This window comes from Micrococcus sp., assembly GCF_034179925.1.
Lineage (GTDB): Bacteria > Actinomycetota > Actinomycetes > Actinomycetales > Micrococcaceae > Micrococcus.
In genome coordinates this window covers 62,257-84,775 of the sequence record NZ_JAXFPG010000004.1, presented here as the reverse complement: position 1 = coordinate 84,775, position 22,519 = coordinate 62,257, and the positions used below count along the sequence as shown (strand labels likewise).

The following is a 22,519-nucleotide window of genomic DNA, read 5'->3' as shown; positions in this document are numbered from 1 at the left end:
CCGGAATTCACCTGGAATTCCGGCCCCTTTCGCCCCCGGAGTGCTGGTGGGGCTGAGCGGTGGTGCTGCGAGCCAGGCTCAGATGTTGAAGCCCAGGGCCCGCATCTGGTCCTTGCCGTCCTCGGTGATCCGTTCGGGGCCCCACGGCGGCATCCACACCCAGTTCAGGCGCCACTCATCCACCATCGTGCCGATGGCACGGGACACCTGCTCCTCGATCTCATCGGTGAGCGGGCACGCCGCCGTCGTGAGGGTCATGTCCACGAGCAGGGCGCCGTCCTCGGCATAGTGGAGCCCGTAGAGCAACCCGAGGTCAACGACGTTCACGCCCAGCTCCGGGTCGATCACGTCCTTGAGGGCCTCGCGGACATCCTCCACGGGGGTCTGCCCCGCAGCAGAGGCAGGGGCATCGGCAGGGGCCTGGCCCTCCGGGGCGGCAGTCTTCCCTTCGGGGGTGTCGGGGCGGGGGTCGGCGGTCATGGCTTCTCCTTCGCTTCGGCCCGCAGGACGGCGTCTCGCACAGCGGACCATCCCAGCAGAGCACATTTGACGCGGGCCGGGAACCGTCCGACGCCGGTGAACGCGATAGCGTCCTCGAACCGGTCCTCGTCCAGGCTCTCCCGGCCGCGCGAGTGGATCATGTGCAGGAACTCGTCGTACATGGCCAGGACCTCCTGGGCCGAACGTCCGATCAGCAGGTCGGACATCACGGACAGCGAGGCCTGGGAGATGGAGCACCCCTCGGCCTGGTAGGACACGTCGGTGACGACGTCGTCCTCCACCTGCACGCGCAGGGTCACCTCGTCCCCGCAGGTGGGGTTCACATGGTGCACCTCCACGTCGAACGGCTCACGCAGTCCGCTGTGGTGCTTCTCCCGGTAGTGGTCGAGGATGATCCCCTGGTAGAGCTGGTCGACGTCCACCTCAGCCCCTCGCCCTCGGCGCGAAGTAGTCGCGCGTGTACACCAGGGCCTCGGCCAGCGCGTCGATCTCCTCCGGGCTCGTGTACAGGTACGAGCTGGCACGGGAGGTCGACTGCACCCCGAACCGGCGATGCAGCGGCCGGGCGCAGTGGTGACCGCCGCGCACGGCGACCCCCCGGCTGTTGAGCAGCTGCATCACATCGTGCGGGTGCACATCCGCCAGGGTGAACGCCAGCGCCGAACCACGGTCCACAGCCTCGGTCGGGCCGAGGATCCGCAGCCCCTCGATCGCCTGCAGGCGCTCGAGCGCGTAGGCGGTGAGCTGCTGCTCGTGAGCGGCCACGGCCTCCATGCCGAGTCCGTCCAGGAAGTCGCAGGCCGCGGCCAGGCCGACCGCCTGGGCGATCGGCGGGGTGCCGGCCTCGAACCGGTACGGCGGGGCCGCGAAGGTGGAACGCTCCATCTCCACGACCTCGATCATCTCCCCGCCACCCAGGAACGGCGGCAGGGTCTCGAGCAGCTCGTGCCGGCCCCAGAGCACTCCGATGCCGGTGGGCCCGCACATCTTGTGGCCGGTGAACGCCAGCAGGTCCGCACCCAGGGCAGTGACATCCGTGGGCTGGTGTGGCACGGCCTGAGAACCGTCGACGACGACCCTCGCCCCCACCGCATGGGCGCGGCGGGCGATCTCGGCCACCGGGTTGCAGGTGCCCAGCACGTTGGACACCCAGGTGAGGGTCACGATGCGGGTGCGCTCGTTGATCAGTCCCTCGGCCTCGGCCCCCTCCAGGTCGAGCCGGCCGTCCTCGGTGACATCGAACCAGCGCAGCCGGGCACCGGTGCGCTCGCACAGCAGCTGCCACGGCACGATGTTGGAGTGGTGCTCCATGACCGTGGTGACGATCTCGTCCCCCGGGCCGAGCCCGGCGCCGAGGGTGTGGGCGGCGAGGTTGAGCGCCTCGGAGGCGTTCTTCGTGAAGACGATCTCCTCGGGGCTGGCGGCACCGACGAACCGCCCGATGCGGGCCCGGGCCCCCTCGTAGGCGTCCGTGGCCTCCTCGCCGAGCATGTGCATGGCCCGGGCCACGTTGGCGTTGTGCCGCAGGTAGTGGTCGGCGACGGCGTCGACCACCTCCTGGGGCTTCTGGGAGGTGTTGGCCGAGTCGAGGTAGACCAGGGGCCGGTCCCCCATCTGACGGCGCAGGATGGGGAACCGGTCCCGGACGGCCTGGAGGTCGTAGGTCACTGTGCCGCCTGCTCGAAGCGAGCGTAGCCCTCCGCCTCGAGCTGGTCGGCGAGCTCGGGGCCGCCGGACTCCACGATGCGGCCGGCGACCATCACGTGCACGTGCTGCGGCTTGATGTAGTTGAGGATGCGCGTGTAGTGGGTGATCAGCAGGGTGCCCATCTCGTTGGCCTCCTGAGCGCGGTTCACGCCCTCGGAGACGATGCGCAGGGCGTCCACGTCGAGGCCGGAGTCGGTCTCGTCGAGCACCGCGAACTTCGGCTTGAACAGCTCGAGCTGGAGGATCTCGGCGCGCTTCTTCTCGCCGCCGGAGAAGCCCTCATTGACGTTGCGGTTCATGAACGCCGGGTCGATCTGCAGGGCCTCGAAGGCACCCTTGACGTCCTTCGTCCACGTGCGCAGCGAGGGTGCCTGGCCGTCGATCGCGGTCTTGGCGGTGCGCAGGAAGTTGGTCATGGTGACCCCGGGGATCTCCACCGGGTACTGCATGGCCAGGAACAGGCCGGCCTGGGCGCGCTCGTCCACGGACATCTCCAGCACGTCCTCGCCGTCGAGGGTGATGGACCCGGAGGTCACCTCGTAGCGGGGGTGGCCGGCGATGGTGGAGGCCAGCGTGGACTTGCCGGAGCCGTTGGGGCCCATGATGGCGTGGGTCTCGCCGGTGTTGATGGTCAGGGTGAGGCCCTTGAGGATCTCCTTGGGGCCGTTGTCGGTCTCGATCTGCACGTGCAGGTCGGTGATCTGCAGGGTTGCCATGGGGTGTGTCTCCTTGGGAAGGCGTGGGTGGGGCGGGGCTCAGAGCGCGGCGATGCGCAGCTCGGCCTCCATGACGTCGGTGAGCTCCTGCTCCACGTCGGCGATGCCGATCTTCTGCAGGATCTCGTTGAGGAAGCCGCGCACGATCAGCTTGCGGGCCTCGTTCTCCGGGATGCCCCGGGCCATCAGGTAGAACAGCTGGGTCTCGTCGAACCGGCCGGTCGCGGAGGCGTGTCCAGCGCCCTCGATCACCCCGGTCTCGATCTCCAGGTTCGGCACGGAGTCGGCGCGGGCGCCGTCCGAGAGCAGCAGGTTCTCGTTCTTCTCGTACGAGTCCGTGCCCTCGGCCTCCGAGCGGATCAGCACGTCGCCCACCCACACGGTGTGCGCGTCCTCGCCCTGCAGTGCGCCCTTGTACAGCACGTTGGAGACGCAGTTCGGGCGGTTGTGGTCCACGAACAGGCGGTTCTCCAGGTGCTGGCCGGCGTCGGCGAAGTACAGGCCGTACATCTCAGCCTCACCCCGCTCGGCCGCGAACCGGGCGGTGGGGGTCAGGCGCACGAGGTCGCCGCCGTGGGTCACGGTGACGTGCTTCAGGTGGGCGCCGGTGTCCACGGAGGCCTGGTGCGCGGCCACGTGCACGGCCTCGCGGTCCCAGGCCTGCACGGAGACGACGTTCAGGCGGGCGTCGCGGCGCACGTCGAACTCGACATTCGCGGCCACCACGGCGGTGCCGCGGTGGGTGATCACGACGTCGGCCTGTGCGTCGGCCTCGGCGATCACCGTCAGGTGCGCGGCGGCGGGCTCGCTGCCGCTGCCGGTCACCTCGATGCGCACGGGCTCGGCCGGACGGCCGACGACGGTCACGACGAGGGCCTGCTCGAACGAGGCCCATGCGGCGGCCGAGACGCGGTCGTCCGGGGTGAGCACGGAGCCCACGCGGGAGTCCTCGCGACCCACGGTCTCCACGGTCACGCCCTCCTGGGCGGCCACGGTGACCTCGGGGGCGGCACCGGTGAGGCGGGCGTCGTCGCCCTCGGGCAGGTGCAGGCCTCGCAGGCGGTCCAGCGGGGTGAAGCGCCAGTCCTCCTCCCGGCCGGTGAGCACGGGGAAGTCGGCGAGGTCCTTCGAGGCCACTCGGTCGGCACGGGACTGGCCGGCGCGGCGCGTGGCCACGCGGGTGCCGGCGTCCTGGCCGCCGGCGAGCTTCTCGCCCTCCTCCCCCATGCCGGGGATGAGGTGGCGGTCGGTGTTCTCCACGGTGTCGGTCAACTCAGCCCACCGATCCTTCCATCTGCAGTTCGATCAGCTTGTTCAGCTCGAGGGCGTACTCCATGGGCAGCTCGCGCGCGATCGGCTCGATGAAGCCGCGCACGATCATGGCCATGGCCTCGTCCTCGGAGAGGCCGCGGCTCATCAGGTAGAAGAGCTGTTCCTCGGACACGCGGGACACGGTGGCCTCGTGGCCGAGGGTGACGTCGTCCTCGCGGATGTCGATGTACGGGTAGGTGTCCGAGCGGGAGACGGTGTCCACGAGCAGGGCGTCGCACACCACGGAGTTCGCCGAGCCGTGGGCGCCCTCGTTCACCTGCACGAGCCCGCGGTAGGCCGCGCGGCCGCCGTTGCGGGCGATCGACTTCGAGACGATCGAGCTCGACGTGTTCGGGGCCATGTGGACCATCTTGGAGCCGGTGTCCTGGTGCTGGTCCTGGCCGGCGAAGGCCACGGAGAGGGTCTCGCCGGTGGCCCGCTCACCGGTGAGGTAGACCGCCGGGTACTTCATGGTGACCTTGGAGCCGATGTTGCCGTCCACCCACTCCATGGTGCCGCCGGCCTCGACCACGGCGCGCTTGGTCACGAGGTTGTACACGTTCGTGGACCAGTTCTGGATGGTGGTGTACCGGACGCGGGCGTTCTTCTTGACGACGATCTCCACGACCGCCGAGTGCAGCGAGTCGGTCTTGTAGATCGGCGCGGTGCAGCCCTCGATGTAGTGGACATAGGAGTCCTCGTCCGCGATGATCAGCGTCCGCTCGAACTGGCCCATGTTCTCCGTGTTGATGCGGAAGTAGGCCTGCAGCGGGATCTCCACGTGCACACCCTTGGGCACGTACACGAAGGAGCCGCCGGACCACACGGCGGTGTTCAGGGAGGCGAACTTGTTGTCCCCCACCGGGATCACGGTGCCGAAGTACTCCTCGAAGATCTCCGGGTGCTCCTTGAGGGCGGTGTCGGTGTCCAGGAACACCACGCCCTGGGCCTCGAGGTCCTCGCGGATCTGGTGGTACACCACCTCGGACTCGTACTGGGCGGCGACGCCGGCCACGAGGCGCTCACGCTCGGCCTCCGGGATGCCCAGACGCTCGTAGGTGTTGCGGATGTCCTCCGGCAGGTCCTCCCAGGTCTTGGCCTGGCCCTCGGTGGAGCGAACGAAGTACTTGATGTTGTCGAAGTCAATCCCGGACAGGTCCGGACCCCAGGCGGGCATCGGCTTGCGGTCGAAGTACTTGAGCGCCTTGAGGCGGAGCTTGGTCATCCACTCCGGCTCGGACTTCTTGGCGGAGATGTCGCGGACGACGTCCTCGTTGAGGCCGCGCTGCGCCGAGGCGCCGGCGGCGTCCGGGTCGGCCCAGCCGTACTGGTACGCGCCGATGGCGTTCAGTTCGGGGTTCTTCTCGAGGATCTCGTGGATGACGCCGGGGTCGGCGCCCTCCGCGGTGTCCCGCTGGACGATCTGGTCGGTCATCTCAGCCTCTCTGGTTCTCGGTCGGGTCTGATCGGTGGGAAGTGATGGTCTCGTCGCGGCCCAGGGGCACATGGGCGGTGCACACGTGCCCGCCCGTGGCCAGCGTGGACAGCCGGCGCACGTCCACGCCGAGCAGTCGCGCGAACAGCGCGGTCTCCTCCTCGCAGAACTGCGCGTGACGCTCGGGGATTCCCTGGAGCGGGCAGTGGCCCTGGCACACCTGGTCCGCTCGCAGCGTGGGGGCCAGACCGGCACCCACATGACGCACGAACCCGGCGTAGCCGTGGGCCTCCAGGACCTCGGCCAGCACGCGGGTGCGCTCGGGCAGGTCCGGGTCAGTCTGCCCGACGGCGGCCCGGTAGTCGCGCTCGACGGGGGCGAACGCTTCGCGCGCCAGGCGGCGCACCTCGTCCTCGCCGCCGAGCTCGGCCAGACGGTCGATGGCCTCCAGGGCCACGGTGAGGTGGTCGTCGCCGAGGCGGCGCTGGGCCTGCTCAGTGACCACATACCGGCGGGAGGGCCGGCCGGCCCCCCGGGAGGCGGTGACGGCCTTGACGGCCACGAGGCCCTCCTCCTCGAGCGCGTCGAGGTGGCGGCGCACTGCGGCGGCGGTGAGGTCGAGGTCTCGGCCGATCTCGGCCGCGCTCACGGGTCCGGCGGTGAGGACCTGCTCCAGCACGCGCTCGCGTGTGCCCGAGGGGGCAGGGGCGAGGGTCTGGTCGGAATACACAATCCCACTATGTCCTATTCATCTGGACCCGTTCAAGTCAGTCGATCCTCACCGGACAGCCCCGTTCTCCCCCGTCACGGAGCGGTCGGGGCGGGCTCCCGGCCTAGACTGGCCCGGTGCTCCCGACGACCTCCCCGACCGCCGCGACCGAGGCGCTCGCCCTCGACGGGGTCCACCGCACCCTGGGCCGGGGTCGTGCCGCCACACCCGTGCTGCGCGGGGTGGACCTGACCGCCCGCGCCGGCGCCGTCACGGTGCTCCTGGGCCCCAACGGGGCCGGCAAGTCCACGACCCTCGGCCTGTGCCACGGCCAGGACCGGCCCGACGCCGGCACCGTGCGCGTGCTCGGCCGCGACCCCTGGCACGCCCCCGCCGAGCTGCGCGCCCGGATCGGCGTGATGTGGCAGGAGGGCGGGCTGCCGCCGTCGGTGTCCGCCCGCCGCTTCGTACGCCATGTGGCCTCCCTGCACCGCCGGCCCGAGGACCCGGACGCCCTGCTCGAGCGGCTGCGGATCGCGGATGTGGCCCACCGCCCCCTGCGGCGGCTCTCCGGAGGGCAGCGCCGGCGCGCAGCCCTGGCTGCGGCCCTCGTGGGCCGTCCGGACGTGCTCTTCCTCGACGAGCCCACGGCCGGCCTGGACCCCGAGACCCGCCCCGTGGTGCACGAGGTGGTCCGCGAGCACACCCGGCGAGGGGCCGCCGTCGTGCTGACCACGCACCTGCTCGACGACGCCGAGCGCCTCGCGGACGACGTCGCCGTACTGCGGGCCGGGCGGATCGTCCGCTCCGGCCCCCTGGCCGAGATCACCCGGGTGGGCGGGGACGACGTCGTGGACGTGGACTTCGGCGACGCCGACCCGGCCGCCGTCGCCCGCTGGGCTGCCATGGCCGCCCCGCAATTCACCGTGCAGGTGACCCCTGCGGGGCATGGTGCCCGGATCACCGGCGTGGCCGACCCCGCCGACCTGACCGCCCTGGCCGAGGGCTGGAGCGCGCAGGGGCTGCTGCCGGTCCGCTGGGAGCGGGCCGTGCTCAGCCTCGAGCAAGTACTGCGTGAGCAGGCCGCCCCGGCCGGGTGCGAGACGCCCGTTGGGCCCGAAGAGTACGGACGGGGGCGCCCATGACCGCCTCCCCCACCGCCCGCGCGGCCTCGCTGCCCGTGCGGATCGCCCGCCAGAGCCTCTACGAGACCGGCGCCGCCCTGCGCAACGGTGAACAGCTGCTGGTGACCGTCCTGCTGCCCCTGCTGACCCTGGTCGGTGTGCACGCCTCCGGCCTTCTCGACAGCCCCGGCCGCTCCGGTCTGGACCTGGCCGTGCCCGGCGTGCTCGCCCTGGCCGTGGTCAGCTCCGGGTTCACCGCCACGGCCATCGCCACCGGCTTCGAACGCCGCTACGACGTGCTCGCCGCCCTGGCCACCACCCCGCTGGGCACCGGCGGGCTCGTCGCCGGCAAGGCCGTCTCCGTGGCCCTGCTGCTGCTCGTGCAGACCGCCCTGATCGGCGGGACCGGCCTGGCCCTGGGCTGGCGCCCGGACCCGGCCGGACTGCTGCCGGCCGGCCTCGCCCTCGTGCTGGGAGCCGCCGCCTTCACCGCCCTGGGCCTGCTGCTGGCCGGCACCGCCCGCCCCGAGGCGACCCTCGCGCTCGCCAACCTGCTGTGGGTGCTCGTCGGCGCCGTCGGCGGCACCGTCTTCCCCGCCCGCTGGCCCGCCCTCGAGCTGCTGCCACCCGGCGCGCTCGGGGCCGCACTGCGCGCCGGGCTGACCGAGGGCGCCTGGCACCCCGGCGCCCTGCTCGTGCTGGTCGCCTGGACCGCACTGGCGCTGCTGGCCGCCCTGCGCTGGTTCCGCTGGCGCCCCTGACCTCCCCTGAACCACCCCCGCCGACCCCTCCCCGACCGATCGGAGACCCACCGTGTCCGCCCCCTCCCCCGCCGAGCCCCGCACCGCCGACGCGGCACCGGAGTCCGCCGGCCTGCACCTGCCCGAGAGGATGGGCCCCTTCGCCCACCTGCTGGCCTGGCTGAACCTGCTGGCCAACATGACCATCGTCGTCACCGGCGGCGTGGTGCGCGTGACCGGCTCCGGGCTGGGCTGCCCCACCTGGCCCACGTGCACCCCCGAGTCCCTGACCACCACCCCGGAGATGGGCTGGCACGGACTCATCGAGTTCGGCAACCGCACCCTCACCGGCGTCCTGGCCGCGTTCGCCCTGCTGATGGTCCTGGCCGTGGTCCGCATGCGCCGCACCCACGGGGAGGTCGTCGCCCTGGCCTGGGCTGTGCTCGGCGGGGTCCTGTTCCAGGCCGTGCTCGGCGGCATCACGGTCCGCATGGGCCTGAACCCGTGGATCGTGGCCGCGCACTACATCGCCTCCGCCGTCATGATCGTTCTGGCCGCCATGCTGCTGCTGCGCGTGCGCACCGAGCTGCAGCACGGCCCCGGTGCCCGCGTGGCCGACGGCGCCACCACCCCCGCCAGCCGGGCCGCAGCCTGGACCGTGTTCCTGGCCGGGGCCGTCGTCGTGGTGCTGGGCACCGTGGTGACCGGCACCGGCCCCCACTCCGGCGACCCGGACGCCGCCCGCCACGCCTTCGACGCCCTCGTGATCACCCGCGCCCACGCCCTGCCCGCCTACCTCGTGCTCGGCGCGGCGATCGTGCTGCTCGTGCTCACCCGCCGCCAGCCCGGAGCCTCCGCGGCCCAGCGCTCCTCCGCCGTGTTCCTCGTGGCCGCCGTGGTGGCCCAGGCGGCCGTGGGCTACTGGCAGCACTTCACCGGTCTGCCCGTGGGCGTGGTGATCCTGCACCTGCTCGGCTCCACGCTCGTGATCCTCGCCTCCACCCTCGCCTGGCAGCGCCAGACCAGCCGGTACACCGTGCCCGCCACGGCCTGAGCCCCGGACCGCTCGGCCCACCACCGCGGCCACAGGCGGCGGCGCCCCCTCCACGTGGAGGGGGCGCCGTCGTCGTACGGGGCGGAGGACCGGGCCCTCAGCGCCCGGACGGGGAGGGCATCAACGGCTGCCCGACGAACGGGTCCACCGCCAGCGCGATGAACAGCAGCGTCAGGTACGTGATGGACAGGTGGAACACGCGCATCGCTCTGCGATCCTCGAAGTCCTCCCGCTGGGCCTGCCGCTGCAGCACATGCGACTCCCACACGAACCAGCCGCCCGCGGCCAGCGCCACCGCCGTGTACACGATCCCCGCCCAGCCCATCGGCACCAGCAGCAGCGAACACGCCACCGTGGCCCAGGCATACAACACCACCTGGTTGGACACCAGCCGGGCCGAGGCCACCGCACCCAACATCGGCACCCCGGCGTTCTGGTAGTCCCGCTTGTACTTCATGGACAGCGGCCAGTAGTGCGGCGGCGTCCACAGGAAGATCACCGTGAACAGGACGATCGCCGGCCACTCCACCGTGCCGCGCACCGCCGCCCAGCCGATCACCACGGGGAAGCATCCGGCGATCCCGCCCCACACGATGTTCTGCTCCGTGCGGCGTTTAAGGATCAGCGAGTACACCACCACGTAGAAGAAGATCGCCGCCACGCCCAGGGCCGCGGCCAACCAGTTCGCCCCGAACCCCAGGATCACCACGGACAGCACCGCCAGCGTCCACGCGAACACCAGCGCCTCCCTCGGGCTCACCTCCCCGGTGACCAGCGGACGCCGCTCGGTGCGCTTCATCACGCGGTCGATGTCCCGGTCGATGTAGCAGTTGAACGCCCCCGACGCGCCCGCCGCGAACGCCCCGCCGACGAGCGTGGCCGCCATCGTCAGCACGTCCGGGAAGCCGCGCTGGGCGAAGATCATGGTGGGCAGCGTGGTCACCAGCAGCAGTTCGATCACCTGCGGCTTGGTCAGCTGCAGATAGGCACGAGCCTTGCGGGCCAGGGGGACGCGCGGACGCGAGGACGCCGCGTCGGCGCGGTGGGCGCCGCGGGCGGGAGCGGGAGAGGGTGACTCCACGGAGGATGACATCGGGAACTCACGGTGAGGGGACGGGGCGCGCCGCGGACGGACCGGGCGTCGGCCCATCCTACTGGCCCCGACCCGTTCGCCGCCGGGGGAATCGCCGCGGAGGCCCCGGCAGCGCTCGCGGCACTAGGCTGGGGACCGGCGCCGTCCCGCCCGCCGGCGACCGCCGACCTCCCCGCCCCCACGCCAAGGAGCCACACCGTGACCGACGCACGCCAGGACACCTCGCTCGACCGCACCGCGCCTGCCCGGGAGTTCGTGTACGACGACGCCGACCAGCGGATGGTCGACACTCTCAAGGTGCTGGCAGCGGACGCCGTGGAGAAGGCCGGCCACGGCCACCCGGGGACGGCCATCTCCCTGGCGCCGGTGGCGTGGCAGCTCTACCAGAACGTGATGCACCTGGACCCGGCCGACGCCCGCTGGGCCGGCCGCGACCGCTTCATCCTCTCGGCCGGTCACGCCTCCGTCCTCCAGTATCTGCAGCTGTTCGCCGCCGGCATGGGCCTGGAGCTCGAGGACATCAAGGCCCTGCGCACCGAGGGCTCCAGGACCCCGGGCCACCCCGAGCACTTCATGACCGACGGCGTGGAGATGACCACCGGCCCTCTGGGTCAGGGGCTGTCCTCCGCCGTGGGCTTCGCCTACGACCAGCGCCGCGTGCGCGGCCTGCTGGACCCGGACGCCGCCCCGGGCACCTCGCCCTTCGACCACCACGTGTTCGTGATCGCCTCCGACGGCGACCTCCAGGAGGGCGTGTCCTCGGAGGCGTCCTCGCTGGCCGGCCACCAGGAGCTGGGCAACCTCGTAGTGATCTACGACGCCAACCGCATCTCCATCGAGGAGGACACGGACGTCGCCTTCACCGAGGACGTCGCCGCCCGCTACGAGGCCTACGGCTGGCACGTGCAGGAGGTCGACTGGACCCACGGCGCTGAGGGCCACGAGGTCACCGAGTACACGGAGGACGTGCGAGCCCTCTACGACGCCGTCGCCGCTGCCAAGGCCGAGACCGGCCGCCCCTCCCTCATCCGGCTGCGCACCGTGATCGGCTGGCCCTCCCCCACCAAGCAGAACACCGGCGGCATCCACGGCTCGAAGCTGGGCACGGACGAGGTCGCCGCCCTCAAGGAGCACCTGGGCTTCGACCCGCAGGAGAGCTTCGCCGTGGACCCGGATCTGCTCGCCCACGCCCGGTCCGTGGGTGAGCGCTCGGCCCGCTACCGCGCGGACTGGGAGCAGGCGTACCAGGCGTGGCGGCAGGCCCACCCCGAGCGGGCCCGCCTCTACGACCGCCTCCTCGCCCGTGAGTTGCCCGAGGGCTTCGCCGAGGCCTTCCCCACGTGGGAGCCGGACGAGAAGGGCGTGGCCACCCGTGCCGCCTCCGGCACCGTGCTCAACGCCCTGGCCCCCGTGATGCCCGAGCTCTGGGGCGGGTCCGCGGACCTGGCCGGCTCCAACAACACCACCATGAAGGGCGAGCCGTCCTTCCTCCCCGCGCATCGGTCCACCGCCACGTGGCAGGGCGACGAGCACGGCCGCGTGCTGCACTTCGGGATCCGCGAGTTCGCCGCCGGGGCGATCGTCAACGGCATCGCTCTGAGCGAGCTGACCCGCCCCTACGCCGGCACGTTCCTGCAGTTCTCCGACTACCAGCGCGCCGCCGTGCGCCTGGCCGCGCTGATGGGCACCCCCAGCGTGTACGTGTGGACCCACGACTCCGTGGGCCTGGGCGAGGACGGGCCCACCCACCAGCCTGTGGAGCACCTGGCCGCCCTGCGCGCCATCCCGGGGCTCGACGTCGTCCGCCCCGCCGACGCGAACGAGGTCGCCTGGGCCTGGCGCACCGTGCTCGAGCGCCACGAGCGCCCGGCCGGCCTGGTGCTCTCCCGCCAGAACGTGCCCGTGCTCCCCCGCGAGGAGGCCGGGTTCGCCTCCGCCGAGGGCGTGGCCCGCGGCGCGTACGTGCTGGTCGACGCCGCGGACGCCTCGGGTGCTGCGGCCCCGGCTCGCGTGGTGCTGATCGCCACCGGCTCCGAGGTGTCGGTGGCCGTGGCCGCCCGCGAGCTGCTGCAGGCCGAGGGCGTGCCCACACGGGTGGTCTCCGCCCCCTGCCTGGAGTGGTTCGAGGACCAGGACGAGCAGTACCGCGAGAGCGTGCTGCCCTCCGGTGCCGATGCCCCGGTGCGGGTCTCGGTGGAGGCCGGGATCGCCATGCCCTGGTACCGCTGGACGGCCACGGCAGGCTCCCTCGGCGCCCGTGTGAGCCTGGAGCACTTCGGCGAGTCCGCAGACGGCCCGGCGCTGCTGCGCAAGTACGGGTTCACCGCGCAGAACGTGGCCGAGACCGCCCGCGGACTCCTCTGAGCCCGCACCGCCACCCGGCAGCCCATCCCCGCAGACCCCCGCTGAGGAGCATCCGGACATGACCGACCAGAATCCCGCCGCCGCCGCCGTCCAGAGCCCCGCGACCACCGCCCTCGCCGAGGCCGGCGTGTCCGTGTGGCTGGACGACCTCTCCCGCACCCGCCTGGATGAGGGCTCCCTGGAGACCCTCATCCGCACCCGCACCGTGACGGGCGTGACCACCAACCCCTCGATCTTCGCCGCCGCCCTGGCCCATGCGGACGCCTACGAGGCCCAGCTGGCCGAGCTGGCGGCTGCCGGCGCGGACGTGGAGGAGGCGGTGACGGCGCTGACCACCACGGACGTGCGCCGCGCCGCCGATCTGCTCGCCCCCGTGCACGAGGCCACCGGCGGCCGGGACGGCTTCGTCTCCATCGAGGTGGACCCCCGCCTGGCGCGGGACACCGAGGCGACCGTGGCCCAGGCTCGCGCGCTGGCCGAGGAGATCGACCGCCCCAACCTCATGGTGAAGATCCCGGCCACCCGCGAGGGCCTGCCGGCCATCACCGCCGTGCTGGGCGCGGGCATCAGCGTCAACGTCACCCTGATCTTCTCCCTGCCCCGCTACCGTGAGGTGGTCAACGCCTGGCTGGCCGGGCTCGAGGAGGCCCAGCGCAACGGCCACAGCCTGGCCGGCATCCACTCGGTGGCCTCGTTCTTCGTCTCCCGCGTGGACACGGACGTCGACGCCCAGCTGCGCGCCCTGGCCGCCGAGGGCCACACGGAGGCGGCCGGGCTCACCGGCCGGGCCGGCCTGGCCAACGCACGCCTGGCCTACCGGATCTTCGAGCAGGTGCAGGACACCGAGCGCTGGCGCCTGCTGCAGGCGGCCGGCGCTCCCGTGCAGCGGCCCCTGTGGGCTTCCACGGGTGTGAAGGACCCGGCCCTGCCGGACACCCTGTACGTGACCGGGCTGGTGGCCCCGGACACCGTGAACACGATGCCGGAGAAGACCCTGCAGGCCTTCGCCGACCACGGCGAGGTCGTCCGCGGCGCCGTGACGGACTCCTACGCCCAGGCTGAGGCCGACCTGGACGCGATCGGCGCGCTCGGCGTGTCCTACGACGAGCTCGTGGAGCGCCTCGAGGCCGAGGGCCTGGCCAAGTTCGAGGATGCCTGGGCCGAGCTACTCGCCTCCGTCCGGGCCGGCCTGGCCGCCCACTCCTGATCCGACACCCCGACACTCCCGCCGCACCGGAAGGACCCCCCATGAGCTCTCTCGGCCTCACCGCCGCCGGATCCGCCCTCGAGGCGATCGACCGCCACGTCCCCTCCCTCGTGGAGGACCGCGTGGCCTCGCGCCTGGCCGCGCAGGACCCGGACCTGTGGGGTCCGGCCGCGCGGGACGAGGCCTCCCGCCGCCTGGGCTGGATCAGCCTGTTCGACGAGTCCCGCGAGGTCGCCCGCCGGGTCACGGACCTGGCCGAGCAGCTGCGCGCCGAGGGTCTGACCCGCGTGGTCCTGGCCGGCATGGGCGGCTCCTCCCTGGCCCCCGAGGTCATCGCCGCCACCGCCGGGGTGGAGCTCGAGGTCCTCGACTCCACGGACCCGGACCAGGTGGCCGCCGTCGTCGCCGAGGACCTCGAGCGCACCGTGCTGGTGGTGTCCTCCAAGTCCGGCTCCACCGTGGAGACCGACTCGCAGCGGCGGATTGTGGAGCACGCCCTCAAGGCCGCGGGCATCGACCCGACCCGCCGGGTCGTGGTGGTCACCGACCCGGGCTCGCCCCTGCACGAGGCCGCGCAGGAGGCCGGGTACCGGGCCGTGTTCACCGCGGACCCGACCGTCGGAGGCCGCTACTCGGCGCTCACCGCCTTCGGGCTGGTGCCCTCGGCCCTGGCCGGGGTGGACGTGCTGGCCCTGCTCGACGAGGCCGAGGACGCCCTGGGCGTGCTCGTGGAGGACGACGACGCCAACCCGGGCCTGCAGCTCGGCGCCGCCCTGGGCGGCACCACGCCCCTGCGGGACAAGGTGGTGCTCGAGGACCGCGGCTCCGGCATCGTGGGCCTGGGTGACTGGATCGAGCAGCTCATCGCCGAGTCCACGGGCAAGGACGGCACCGGCCTGCTGCCGGTCGTGGTGCAGGCCGGGGACCCGGAGACCACGTGGGACGCCGCGGACCTGCTGCAGGTGGCACTGGTGGCCGAGGAGGACGACGCCGAGGCCCCGGCCGACGGCGTGCGCCTGTCCGGCTCCCTCGGGGCCCTGCTGCTGACCTGGGAGGTGGCCACCGCCGTCGCCGGCCGCCTGCTCGGCATCAACCCGTTCGACCAGCCGGACGTGGAGGCCGCCAAGGCCGCCGCCCGCGGCCTGCTGGACGCGCCCGCCCAGGAGCGCTCCGCCGACGCCGTCGTCGAGGGCGTGGAGGTGTCCGGCCCGGCCGAGGTGGCCGGCGCCGAGGACCTCGCCGGGGTGCTCGCCGCCGCCGGCGCGCTCGTGCCCGAGGACGGCTACCTGGCCGTGCACGCCTACCTGGACCGCCACGCCGACGCCGACCTGGCCGAGATCCGTGCGGACCTCGCCCGGACCTTGGGCCGGCCGGTGACCTTCGGCTGGGGCCCCCGGTTCCTGCACTCCACCGGTCAGTACCACAAGGGTGGGCCTCGCACCGGTGTGTTCGTGCAGATCACCGGTGAGGCCGGCACCGACGTGCCCGTGCCCGGGCGCCCGTTCACCCTGGCCCAGCTGATCGCCGCCCAGGCCGCCGGTGACGCCCGTGTGCTGCGCGGGCAGGACCGTCCGGTGGTGACCCTGCACCTGCACGACCGCGCCGCCGGTGTGGCCGCGCTGAGGACCGCCGCCCGTGGCCGCTGAGCAGGGTGGGCGGCCGCGCAACCCGCTGCGCGACCCCCGCGACCGCCGCCTCACCCGGATCGCCGGGCCCTCCGCGCTCGTGCTCTTCGGCGTCACCGGGGACCTGGCGCGCAAGAAGCTGCTGCCGGCGATGTACGACCTCGCCCACCGCGGGCTGCTGCCGCCCTCGTTCTCCGTGGTCGGCTTCGGCCGCCGGGACTGGTCCGATGACGAGTTCGCCGAGTACGTGCGCGCCGCCGTGGAGGCCGGCTCCCGCACGCCCTTCGACGAGACCGTGTGGGACCAGTTCCGTGGGGGCCTGCGGTTCGTTTCCGGGGCCTTCGACGAGGCCGCCGCCTACGCGCGCCTGGATGAGGTCCTCACCGAGCTGGAGGCCTCCCGGGGAACCCTGGGCAACACGGCGTTCTACCTGTCCATCCCGCCGGACTGGTTCGAGGACGTCTGCCGGCACCTGGCCGACCAGGGCCTGGCCGACCGCCAGCAGCCCGACGACGGCCCCTGGCGCCGCGTGGTGATCGAGAAGCCCTTCGGGCATGACCTCGCCTCCGCCCAGGAGCTGAACGCGGTGATCGAGCGGGTGTTCCGCTCCGACGCCGTGTTCCGGATCGACCACTACCTCGGCAAGGAGACGGTCCAGAACATCCTGGCCTTCCGGTTCGCCAACCGGATCTTCGAGCCGCTGTGGAACGCCGAACACGTGGACCACGTGCAGATCACCATGGCTGAGGACATCGGCATCGGAGGCCGCGCCGGCTACTACGACGGCGTCGGCGCCGCCCGGGACGTCATCCAGAACCACCTGCTGCAGCTGCTCGCGCTCACCGCCATGGAGGAGCCGATCTCCTTCGCCGCGGACCACCTGCGGGCCGAGAAGGAGAAGGTGCTGGCCGCCGTCGCCGTCCCGGACACCCCGGAGGAGCTGGAGGCGGCCTCGGCCCGCGGCCAGTACGCCGGTGGCTGGCAGGGCGGCGAGGAGGTGACCGGCTTCCTCGAGGAGGAGGGGTTCAACCCGGAGTCCACCACGGAGACCTTCGCCGCGCTCAAGGTGGGCATCCGCACCCGCCGCTGGCAGGGCGTGCCGTTCTACCTGCGCGCCGGCAAGCGCCTGGGCCGGCGCGTCACGGAGATCGCCGTGGTGTTCAAGCACCCCCCGCACCTCGTGTTCCCGGCCCACCCGAGTGAGGGGTACGGGCAGAACGTGATCGTGATCCGCGTCCAGCCGGACGAGGGCGTCACCATCCGTTTCGCTTCGAAGGTGCCGGGCACCCAGTCCGAGGTGCGGGACGTGACCATGGACTTCGGCTACGGCCACGCCTTCACCGAGGACTCCCCCGAGGCCTACGAGCGGCTGATCCTCGATGTGCTGCTGGGCGAGCCCCCGCTGTTCCCCCGGCAGGAGGAGGTGGAGCTGTCGTGGCGGATCGTGGATCCCTTCGAGCTGCACTGGGCGTCCCTGCCGACCCCGCCGGAGCCCTACGCTCCGGGCACCTGGGGCCCGCCCTCGGCGGACGCGCTCATGGCCCGCGACGGACGAACCTGGAGGCGACCGTGAAGATCCGCATGCACGACACCGCCACCTCGCAGGTGGCCAAGCGCATCAGCGCGGTGCGCGAGGACTCCGGCGTGGTGGCCCTGGGCCGGGTGCTGACCCTGCTGATCGCCACAGACGACGCCGGCATCGAGCAGGCCGTGGACGCGGCCAACGCCGCCTCCCTCGAACACCCCTGCCGGGTGATCGTGCTGGCCCTGGGCGACCCCGAGGCCCCCACCCGCCTCGACGCGGAGATCCGCGTGGGCGGCGACGCCGGTGCCTCCGAGGTGGTCGTGCTGTGGTGCCAGGGCGCCAACGCCCGCGCCGACGAGTCCCTCGTGGCGGCCCTGCTGCTGCCGGATGCGCCGATCGTGGTGTGGTGGCCCGGGACCCCGCCGGCGGTGCCCTCGGAGACCCCGTTGGGCCGGCTGGCCCACCGCCGCATCACGGACTCCAGCAGCTGCGCGGACGCCGAGAAGGCCCTGTGGAGCCTACGCGAGGGCCACCGCGACGGCGACACCGACATGGCCTGGACCCGCCTGACCCTGTGGCGGATCCAGGTGGCCGGGATCCTCGACCACCTGGACCTGGACCGGGTCCGCTCGGTGACGGTGGACGGTGCCCCGGACTCCCCCAGCACCATGCTGCTGGCCGCCTGGCTCACCCGGGGGCTGCACCTGCCGGTGACGATCACCCACTCCAAGGCCGGCCACGGGATCCGCGCGGTCCGGCTGCGCTGCCCCGAGGGGGACGTGGTGCTCTCACGCTCCCAGTCCCAGGTGGCCCGCCTCTACCAGCACGGCCGCCCAGTGCAGCGCATCGCCCTGCCCCGGCGCACGGACCAGGACTGCCTGGCCGAGGAGCTGCGCCGGCTGGACCCGGACGAGGTCTACGGCGCCGTGCTCGCCGAGGGCCTGCCCATGGCGGACCTGGCGGCGGTGCAGGCCAGCGAACGCTGAGCCCGGCATCCCCCGGACACCACGACGGCCCCGACGCATCAGCGTCGGGGCCGCGGTGTCGGCGGGACCGGATCGGTGTGCGGCCGGTCAGGACTCGCCGTCGATCAGAACTCGAGGGAGAGCCGGGCGATCAGGCCGATGGCCACGATCGTCGCGCCCCACAGGACCGCGGTGGTCACGGTGACGCGGGTCAGCAGGCGCTGAGCGGAGCCGGAGGAGCTCATGGAGGAGGTCACCCCGCCGCCGAACATGTCCGACACACCGCCGCCGCGCCCCTTGTGCAGCAGCACGAGCAGGATCAGCACCACGCTGAGCAGGACGACGAGGATCTGCAGGATCAGCGTCACAACGTCCATGGGACCTCTTCTCGGGGTGTGCCGTCCGGCCCCGCGGTGCGGGCGCCGGGGCCCGCGTCAGCGGGCCGCGTCGAACCGGACGATCGTAGCAAACTCGTCGGCGTCGAGGCTGGCGCCGCCGACGAGCGCGCCGTCGACGTCCTCCTGGGCCAGCAGCTCCGGGGCGTTGGCACCCTTCACCGAGCCGCCGTAGAGGATCCGCAGACCCTCGGCGGTCTCGGCCCCGTGCAGCTCGGCCACACGGGCCCGCAGGGCCGCGCACATCTGCTGCGCGTCCTCGGGTCCGGCGACCTCGCCGGTGCCGATCGCCCACACCGGCTCGTAGGCGACGACGGTGCGGGCCACCTGCTCGGCGGAGAGCCCCTCGAGGGAGCCCTCCAGCTGAGCCACGGTGTGCTCCACATGGCGGCCGGCCTGGCGCACGTCCAGGCCCTCGCCCACACAGAGCACCGGGGACAGGCCGTGACGCAGCGCGGCGGCGGCCTTGGCGGCGACGACGTCGTCGGTCTCCGCGTGCAGGGTGCGGCGCTCGGAGTGGCCCACGATCGCATAGGTGCAGCCCAGGGCGGCCAGGAACGCGCCGGAGATGTCCCCGGTGTAGGCACCGGAGTCCTCCGGGGAGAGGTCCTGGGCGCCGTAGGCCAGGTCGATCCGGTCCCCCGTCACCAGGGTCTGCACGGCGCGCAGGTCCGTGAACGGCGGGAACACCGCCACCTCCACGGCCGTCTGGTCGTGGCCGGCGTCGCCCAGCAGCCAGGCCAGGCGCTGCACGAGGGTCACGGCCTCGCGGTGGTCCAGGTTCATCTTCCAGTTGCCCGCGATCAGCGGGGTGCGTGCGGCGGTCATGCTCAGGCCTCCACGCCGTCGGACAGGGCGCTCACGCCCGGCAGGGTCTTGCCCTCGAGGTACTCGAGGGAGGCACCGCCACCGGTGGAGATGTGCCCGAAGGCGTCGTCCTCGAAGCCCAGGGAGCGCACGGCGGCCGCGGAGTCGCCGCCACCCACCACGGAGAGCCCGCCGGCCGCCGTCGCCTCGGTGAGGGCGCGGGCCACAGTGGCGGTGCCCTCGGCGAACGCGGGGAACTCGAACACGCCCATCGGGCCGTTCCAGAACACGGTCTTCGCACCGGCGATGCGCTCGGCGAACGCGGCGGCAGACTCCGGACCGATGTCCAGGCCCATCGCGTCCGCCCCGTGGGCACCGGTGATGAGCGCGTCCACGGCCAGGACCTCGTGCTCGGCGTCCTTGGCGAAGCCGGAGGCCATGACGATGTCCGTGGGCAGCACGATCTCGGCGGCGTCCTTCCCGGAGCGGTCGAGGTAGCCGCGCACGGTGCCGAGCTGATCCTCCTCGAGCAGGGAGGCGCCGACCTCGTGGCCCTGGGCCTTCAGGAAGGTGTAGACCATGCCGCCGCCGATCAGCAGGGTATCGGCCTTCTCGAGCAGATTGTCGATCACGGCGAGCTTGTCCGAGACCTTCGAGCCGCCCAGCACCACCACGTAGGGGCGCTCAGGGGACTCGGTCAGGCGGGTGAGCACCTCGAGTTCGCCAGCCACCAGCGGGCCCTGGTGGGCGGGCAGCTGCGCGGCGATGTCGTATACGGAGGCGTGCCTGCGGTGCACGGCGCCGAAGGCGTCACCCACATAGGCGCCGTCCTCACCGGCCAGGGCGGCCATCTCGGCGGCGAGCTCGGCGCGCTCGGCGTCGTCCTTGGAGGTCTCACGGGCGTCGAAGCGCACGTTCTCCACGAGCAGGACCTGCCCCTCCTCCAGGGCGGCCGCCTTCTGCTGCGCGGACGGCCCGGTCACGTCCTCGGCGAGGTCCACCTCGGTGCCGAGCAGCTCCGCCATGCAGGCCGCCACCGGGGCCAGGGAGAACGCCGGGTCCGGCTGGCCCTTAGGACGCCCGAGGTGGGCCATGACGACGACCTTCGCGCCGGCGTCGGCGAGGTCCTTGATGGCCGGCAGCGAGGCGCGGATGCGCCCGTCGTCCGTGACGACGCCCCCGTCCAGCGGCACGTTCAGGTCCGAACGGATCAGCACGGTGCGTCCGCGCACTCCGGCGGAGAGCAGGTCGTTCAGGGTCTTGGCGGTCATCGGGCGTCCTCCTTGGCGCGACGGGAACCGGGGTGGGGTCTGTCCGGGCACGCACGCACGCACAGGGGCGGCGCCGGTGCCGTCATGTCGATTCTAGGCACCTGCGGACAGCGTGACGGCCCGCGCCGACGCAGTGTCGGTGCGGGCCGGGGCGGTCACGGGGCAGCTCAGAGCTTGGAGGCGATGAGCGCGGTGAGGTCCAACAGCTGGCAGGTGTAGCCGTACTCGTTGTCGTACCAGCCGATGATCTTCACGGTCTGGCCGATGGACTTGGTCAGCGGGGCGTCGAAGGTGCACGCGGCCTCGGTGGTGACGATGTCCGAGGAGACGATCGGGTCCTCGGAGTACACCAGGCGGCCCTTCATCGGGCCGGACTCGGCGGCCTTGCGGAAGGCCTCGTTCACCTCGTCCACGCTGACGTGGCGGGTGAGCTCCACGGTGAGGTCGGTGGCGGAGCCGGTGATGGTCGGCACGCGCATGGCGAAGCCGTCCAGCTTGCCCTCCAGCTCCGGGATCACCGCACCGATGGCCTTGGCGGCGCCGGTGGAGGTCGGGACCATGTTCTGCGCGGCCGCACGGGCACGGCGACGGTCCTTCTTGTGGACGTTGTCGTGCAGGTTCTGGTCACCGGTGTACGCGTGGATGGTGGTCATGATGCCGTCCACGATGCCGAACTCGTCGTTCAGCACCTTCACCATGGGTGCCAGGCAGTTCGTGGTGCAGGAGGCATTGGAGACGATGTGCATGGTCTCCGGGTCGTAGGTGTGCTCGTTCACACCCATCACGAACGTGCCGTCCACATCCTTGCCCGGGGCGGAGATGATGACCTTCTTCGCTCCGGCCTCCAGGTGGGCCCGGGCCTTCTCACCGGAGGTGAAGATGCCGGTGCAGTCGATCACGATCTCCACGCCCAGCTCACCCCACGGCAGCTTCGCCGGATCCGACTCAGCGAGCATCCGCACCGTCCGGCCGTTCACCACGAGGCCGTCCTCGGACATCTCCAGCTCGCCCGGGAAGGTGCCCAGGATGGTGTCGTACTTCGTCAGGTAGAACAGGTCCTCATTGTCCGCCAGGTCGTTGACGGCCACGAGTTCCAGCTCCGGGGTGCGCTCCAGGATGACGCGCAGCGCGTTGCGCCCGATGCGTCCGAATCCGTTGATGGCGATCTTGGTCATGGCAGGTCTCCCTCTCGTCGGTGTGTCGTCGGATGGGCAGGCGGCCACGTCGTTGGGGCGCACCCGGTTCAGTCCGGGGCCGCGGCGGACACTGCTGCCGCGGCCCCGGGCGGGTTCATTCGCTCAGGCAGGCAGAACCAGGGCGGAGGCACCGGAGCGGGCGGCCTCGAAGCGCCGCTGCACGTCCTCCCAGTTCACGATGTTCCACACGGCCTTGACGTAGTCGGCCTTCACGTTCTGGTAGTCCAGGTAGAAGGCGTGCTCCCACATGTCCAGCTGGAACAGCGGGATGGTGGCCACGGGCACACCGTTCTGCTGGTCGTAGAACTGCTCGATCACGAGGTTGCCGCCGATCGGCTCGTAGGCCAGCACGGCCCAGCCGGAGCCCTGGATGCCCAGGGCGGCGGCGGTGAAGTGCGCCTGGAACCTGTCGAAGGAGCCGAAGTGCTCATCGATCGCGGCGGCCAGCTCGCCGGTGGGCTTGTCCCCGCCGTCCGGGGAGAGGTTCTTCCAGAAGATCGAGTGGTTGGTGTGGCCGCCGAGGTTGAAGGCCAGATCCTTGGAGAGCTGGTTGATCGCGGAGAAGTCCTCGGCCTCACGGGCGGCGGCGAGCTTCTCGAGGGCCGTGTTGGCACCCTTCACGTAGGTGGCGTGGTGCTTGGAGTGGTGCAGCTCCATGATCCGGGCCGAGATGTGCGGCTCGAGCGCGGCGTAGTCGTAGTCCAGCTCCGGCAGAACGAATTCCGTCATGGTTCCTCCTAGGTCAGCCGAGGCCCAGCCGGTGCGCCGGGCCCT

At 72.2% G+C, this 22,519-nt stretch carries 21 protein-coding genes; 8 read left to right on the top strand and 13 right to left on the bottom strand.

Annotated features, from left to right (window positions below; translation table 11 throughout):
- Nucleotides 1–78 precede the first annotated feature (78 nt).
- The 7 genes from SPI96_RS01130 to SPI96_RS01100 are packed head-to-tail and all read right to left on the bottom strand — an operon-like array spanning nt 79 to nt 6,400.
- Nucleotides 79–480, bottom strand: coding sequence for a metal-sulfur cluster assembly factor (locus SPI96_RS01130; RefSeq protein ID WP_321080526.1), 402 nt, complete (start codon nt 478–480; stop codon nt 79–81).
- Nucleotides 477–923 (bottom strand): Fe-S cluster assembly sulfur transfer protein SufU, encoded by a 447-nt coding sequence (gene sufU, locus SPI96_RS01125; protein ID WP_321080525.1) that lies wholly within the window; start codon nt 921–923, stop codon nt 477–479. Before sufU ends, SPI96_RS01130 begins: the two co-directional genes overlap by 4 nt.
- Before the next feature lies 1 nt (nt 924).
- Entirely contained in the window at nt 925–2,169 is a 1,245-nt protein-coding gene (locus SPI96_RS01120; protein WP_321080524.1) for a cysteine desulfurase, read from the bottom strand.
- Complete coding sequence (gene sufC / locus SPI96_RS01115; RefSeq protein WP_321080523.1) at nt 2,166–2,924, bottom strand: Fe-S cluster assembly ATPase SufC; 759 nt, start codon at nt 2,922–2,924, stop codon at nt 2,166–2,168. Before sufC ends, SPI96_RS01120 begins: the two co-directional genes overlap by 4 nt.
- Before the next feature lie 39 nt (nt 2,925–2,963).
- Complete coding sequence (gene sufD / locus SPI96_RS01110) at nt 2,964–4,196, bottom strand: Fe-S cluster assembly protein SufD (RefSeq protein WP_321080522.1); 1,233 nt, start codon at nt 4,194–4,196, stop codon at nt 2,964–2,966.
- Between the two features lies 1 nt (nt 4,197).
- Nucleotides 4,198–5,670, bottom strand: coding sequence for a Fe-S cluster assembly protein SufB (gene sufB, locus SPI96_RS01105; RefSeq protein WP_321080521.1), 1,473 nt, complete (start codon nt 5,668–5,670; stop codon nt 4,198–4,200).
- 1 nt (nt 5,671) lies between these two features.
- Nucleotides 5,672–6,400 (bottom strand): helix-turn-helix transcriptional regulator, encoded by a 729-nt coding sequence (locus SPI96_RS01100; RefSeq protein WP_321080520.1) that lies wholly within the window; start codon nt 6,398–6,400, stop codon nt 5,672–5,674.
- Between the two features lie 116 nt (nt 6,401–6,516).
- Here SPI96_RS01100 and SPI96_RS01095 point away from each other — a divergent pair, with 116 nt between their 5' ends.
- The 3 genes from SPI96_RS01095 to SPI96_RS01085 are packed head-to-tail and all read left to right on the top strand — an operon-like array spanning nt 6,517 to nt 9,297.
- Nucleotides 6,517–7,524, top strand: coding sequence for an ABC transporter ATP-binding protein (locus tag SPI96_RS01095; RefSeq protein ID WP_321080519.1), 1,008 nt, complete (start codon nt 6,517–6,519; stop codon nt 7,522–7,524).
- A complete protein-coding gene (locus tag SPI96_RS01090) occupies nt 7,521–8,264 on the top strand; it encodes an ABC transporter permease (RefSeq protein ID WP_321080518.1) in 744 nt (247 codons plus the stop codon). Before SPI96_RS01095 ends, SPI96_RS01090 begins: the two co-directional genes overlap by 4 nt.
- A gap of 52 nt (nt 8,265–8,316) precedes the next feature.
- On the top strand, nt 8,317–9,297 hold the full coding sequence (locus SPI96_RS01085; protein ID WP_321080517.1) for a COX15/CtaA family protein: 981 nt from the start codon (nt 8,317–8,319) through the stop codon (nt 9,295–9,297).
- A gap of 97 nt (nt 9,298–9,394) precedes the next feature.
- On the opposite strand, the gene SPI96_RS01080 is transcribed toward SPI96_RS01085, so the two are convergent.
- On the bottom strand, nt 9,395–10,390 hold the full coding sequence (locus SPI96_RS01080; RefSeq protein WP_321080516.1) for a heme o synthase: 996 nt from the start codon (nt 10,388–10,390) through the stop codon (nt 9,395–9,397).
- Nucleotides 10,391–10,588: 198 nt separating this feature from the next.
- Between SPI96_RS01080 and tkt the strand changes: the two genes are divergently transcribed.
- From tkt to SPI96_RS01055, 5 genes are read left to right on the top strand one after another with little or no spacing between them, the layout of a single operon-like run.
- Entirely contained in the window at nt 10,589–12,754 is a 2,166-nt protein-coding gene (tkt, locus tag SPI96_RS01075) for a transketolase (RefSeq protein WP_321080515.1), read from the top strand.
- A gap of 58 nt (nt 12,755–12,812) precedes the next feature.
- A complete protein-coding gene (tal, locus tag SPI96_RS01070) occupies nt 12,813–13,961 on the top strand; it encodes a transaldolase (RefSeq protein WP_321080514.1) in 1,149 nt (382 codons plus the stop codon).
- Nucleotides 13,962–14,002: 41 nt separating this feature from the next.
- A complete protein-coding gene (locus tag SPI96_RS01065) occupies nt 14,003–15,607 on the top strand; it encodes a glucose-6-phosphate isomerase (RefSeq protein ID WP_321080513.1) in 1,605 nt (534 codons plus the stop codon).
- A complete protein-coding gene (gene zwf, locus SPI96_RS01060) occupies nt 15,597–17,159 on the top strand; it encodes a glucose-6-phosphate dehydrogenase (protein ID WP_321080512.1) in 1,563 nt (520 codons plus the stop codon). The genes SPI96_RS01065 and zwf overlap by 11 nt, the downstream gene beginning before the upstream one ends.
- Nucleotides 17,156–18,097, top strand: a complete 942-nt coding sequence (locus tag SPI96_RS01055) for a glucose-6-phosphate dehydrogenase assembly protein OpcA (RefSeq protein WP_321080511.1) — start codon at nt 17,156–17,158, stop codon at nt 18,095–18,097. Before zwf ends, SPI96_RS01055 begins: the two co-directional genes overlap by 4 nt.
- 104 nt (nt 18,098–18,201) lie before the next feature.
- Here the strand turns inward: SPI96_RS01055 and secG are convergent, their stop codons facing one another.
- From secG to SPI96_RS01030, 5 genes are all read right to left on the bottom strand, one after another.
- On the bottom strand, nt 18,202–18,453 hold the full coding sequence (gene secG, locus SPI96_RS01050; RefSeq protein WP_321080510.1) for a preprotein translocase subunit SecG: 252 nt from the start codon (nt 18,451–18,453) through the stop codon (nt 18,202–18,204).
- A gap of 57 nt (nt 18,454–18,510) precedes the next feature.
- On the bottom strand, nt 18,511–19,299 hold the full coding sequence (tpiA, locus tag SPI96_RS01045; RefSeq protein WP_321080509.1) for a triose-phosphate isomerase: 789 nt from the start codon (nt 19,297–19,299) through the stop codon (nt 18,511–18,513).
- A gap of 2 nt (nt 19,300–19,301) precedes the next feature.
- Entirely contained in the window at nt 19,302–20,549 is a 1,248-nt protein-coding gene (locus SPI96_RS01040) for a phosphoglycerate kinase (RefSeq protein ID WP_321080508.1), read from the bottom strand.
- Nucleotides 20,550–20,716: 167 nt separating this feature from the next.
- Nucleotides 20,717–21,724 (bottom strand): type I glyceraldehyde-3-phosphate dehydrogenase, encoded by a 1,008-nt coding sequence (gap, locus tag SPI96_RS01035; RefSeq protein ID WP_321080507.1) that lies wholly within the window; start codon nt 21,722–21,724, stop codon nt 20,717–20,719.
- A gap of 123 nt (nt 21,725–21,847) precedes the next feature.
- Nucleotides 21,848–22,474 (bottom strand): superoxide dismutase, encoded by a 627-nt coding sequence (locus tag SPI96_RS01030; protein ID WP_321080506.1) that lies wholly within the window; start codon nt 22,472–22,474, stop codon nt 21,848–21,850.
- Between the last annotated feature and the right edge of the window lie 45 nt (nt 22,475–22,519).

Bases quoted from the DNA above. Each gene is read 5' to 3' on its own strand.
- SPI96_RS01130 (WP_321080526.1), bottom strand. From the start codon at position 480: ATGACCGCCGACCCCCGCCCCGACACCCCCGAAGGGAAGACTGCCGCC.
- sufC (WP_321080523.1), bottom strand. From the start codon at position 2,924: ATGGCAACCCTGCAGATCACCGACCTGCACGTGCAGATCGAGACCGAC.
- sufB (WP_321080521.1), bottom strand. From the start codon at position 5,670: ATGACCGACCAGATCGTCCAGCGGGACACCGCGGAGGGCGCCGACCCC.
- SPI96_RS01090 (WP_321080518.1), top strand. From the start codon at position 7,521: ATGACCGCCTCCCCCACCGCCCGCGCGGCCTCGCTGCCCGTGCGGATC.
- SPI96_RS01080 (WP_321080516.1), bottom strand. From the start codon at position 10,390: ATGTCATCCTCCGTGGAGTCACCCTCTCCCGCTCCCGCCCGCGGCGCC.
- tal (WP_321080514.1), top strand. From the start codon at position 12,813: ATGACCGACCAGAATCCCGCCGCCGCCGCCGTCCAGAGCCCCGCGACC.
- SPI96_RS01065 (WP_321080513.1), top strand. From the start codon at position 14,003: ATGAGCTCTCTCGGCCTCACCGCCGCCGGATCCGCCCTCGAGGCGATC.
- secG (WP_321080510.1), bottom strand. From the start codon at position 18,453: ATGGACGTTGTGACGCTGATCCTGCAGATCCTCGTCGTCCTGCTCAGC.
- tpiA (WP_321080509.1), bottom strand. From the start codon at position 19,299: ATGACCGCCGCACGCACCCCGCTGATCGCGGGCAACTGGAAGATGAAC.
- SPI96_RS01040 (WP_321080508.1), bottom strand. From the start codon at position 20,549: ATGACCGCCAAGACCCTGAACGACCTGCTCTCCGCCGGAGTGCGCGGA.
- gap (WP_321080507.1), bottom strand. From the start codon at position 21,724: ATGACCAAGATCGCCATCAACGGATTCGGACGCATCGGGCGCAACGCG.
- SPI96_RS01030 (WP_321080506.1), bottom strand. From the start codon at position 22,474: ATGACGGAATTCGTTCTGCCGGAGCTGGACTACGACTACGCCGCGCTC.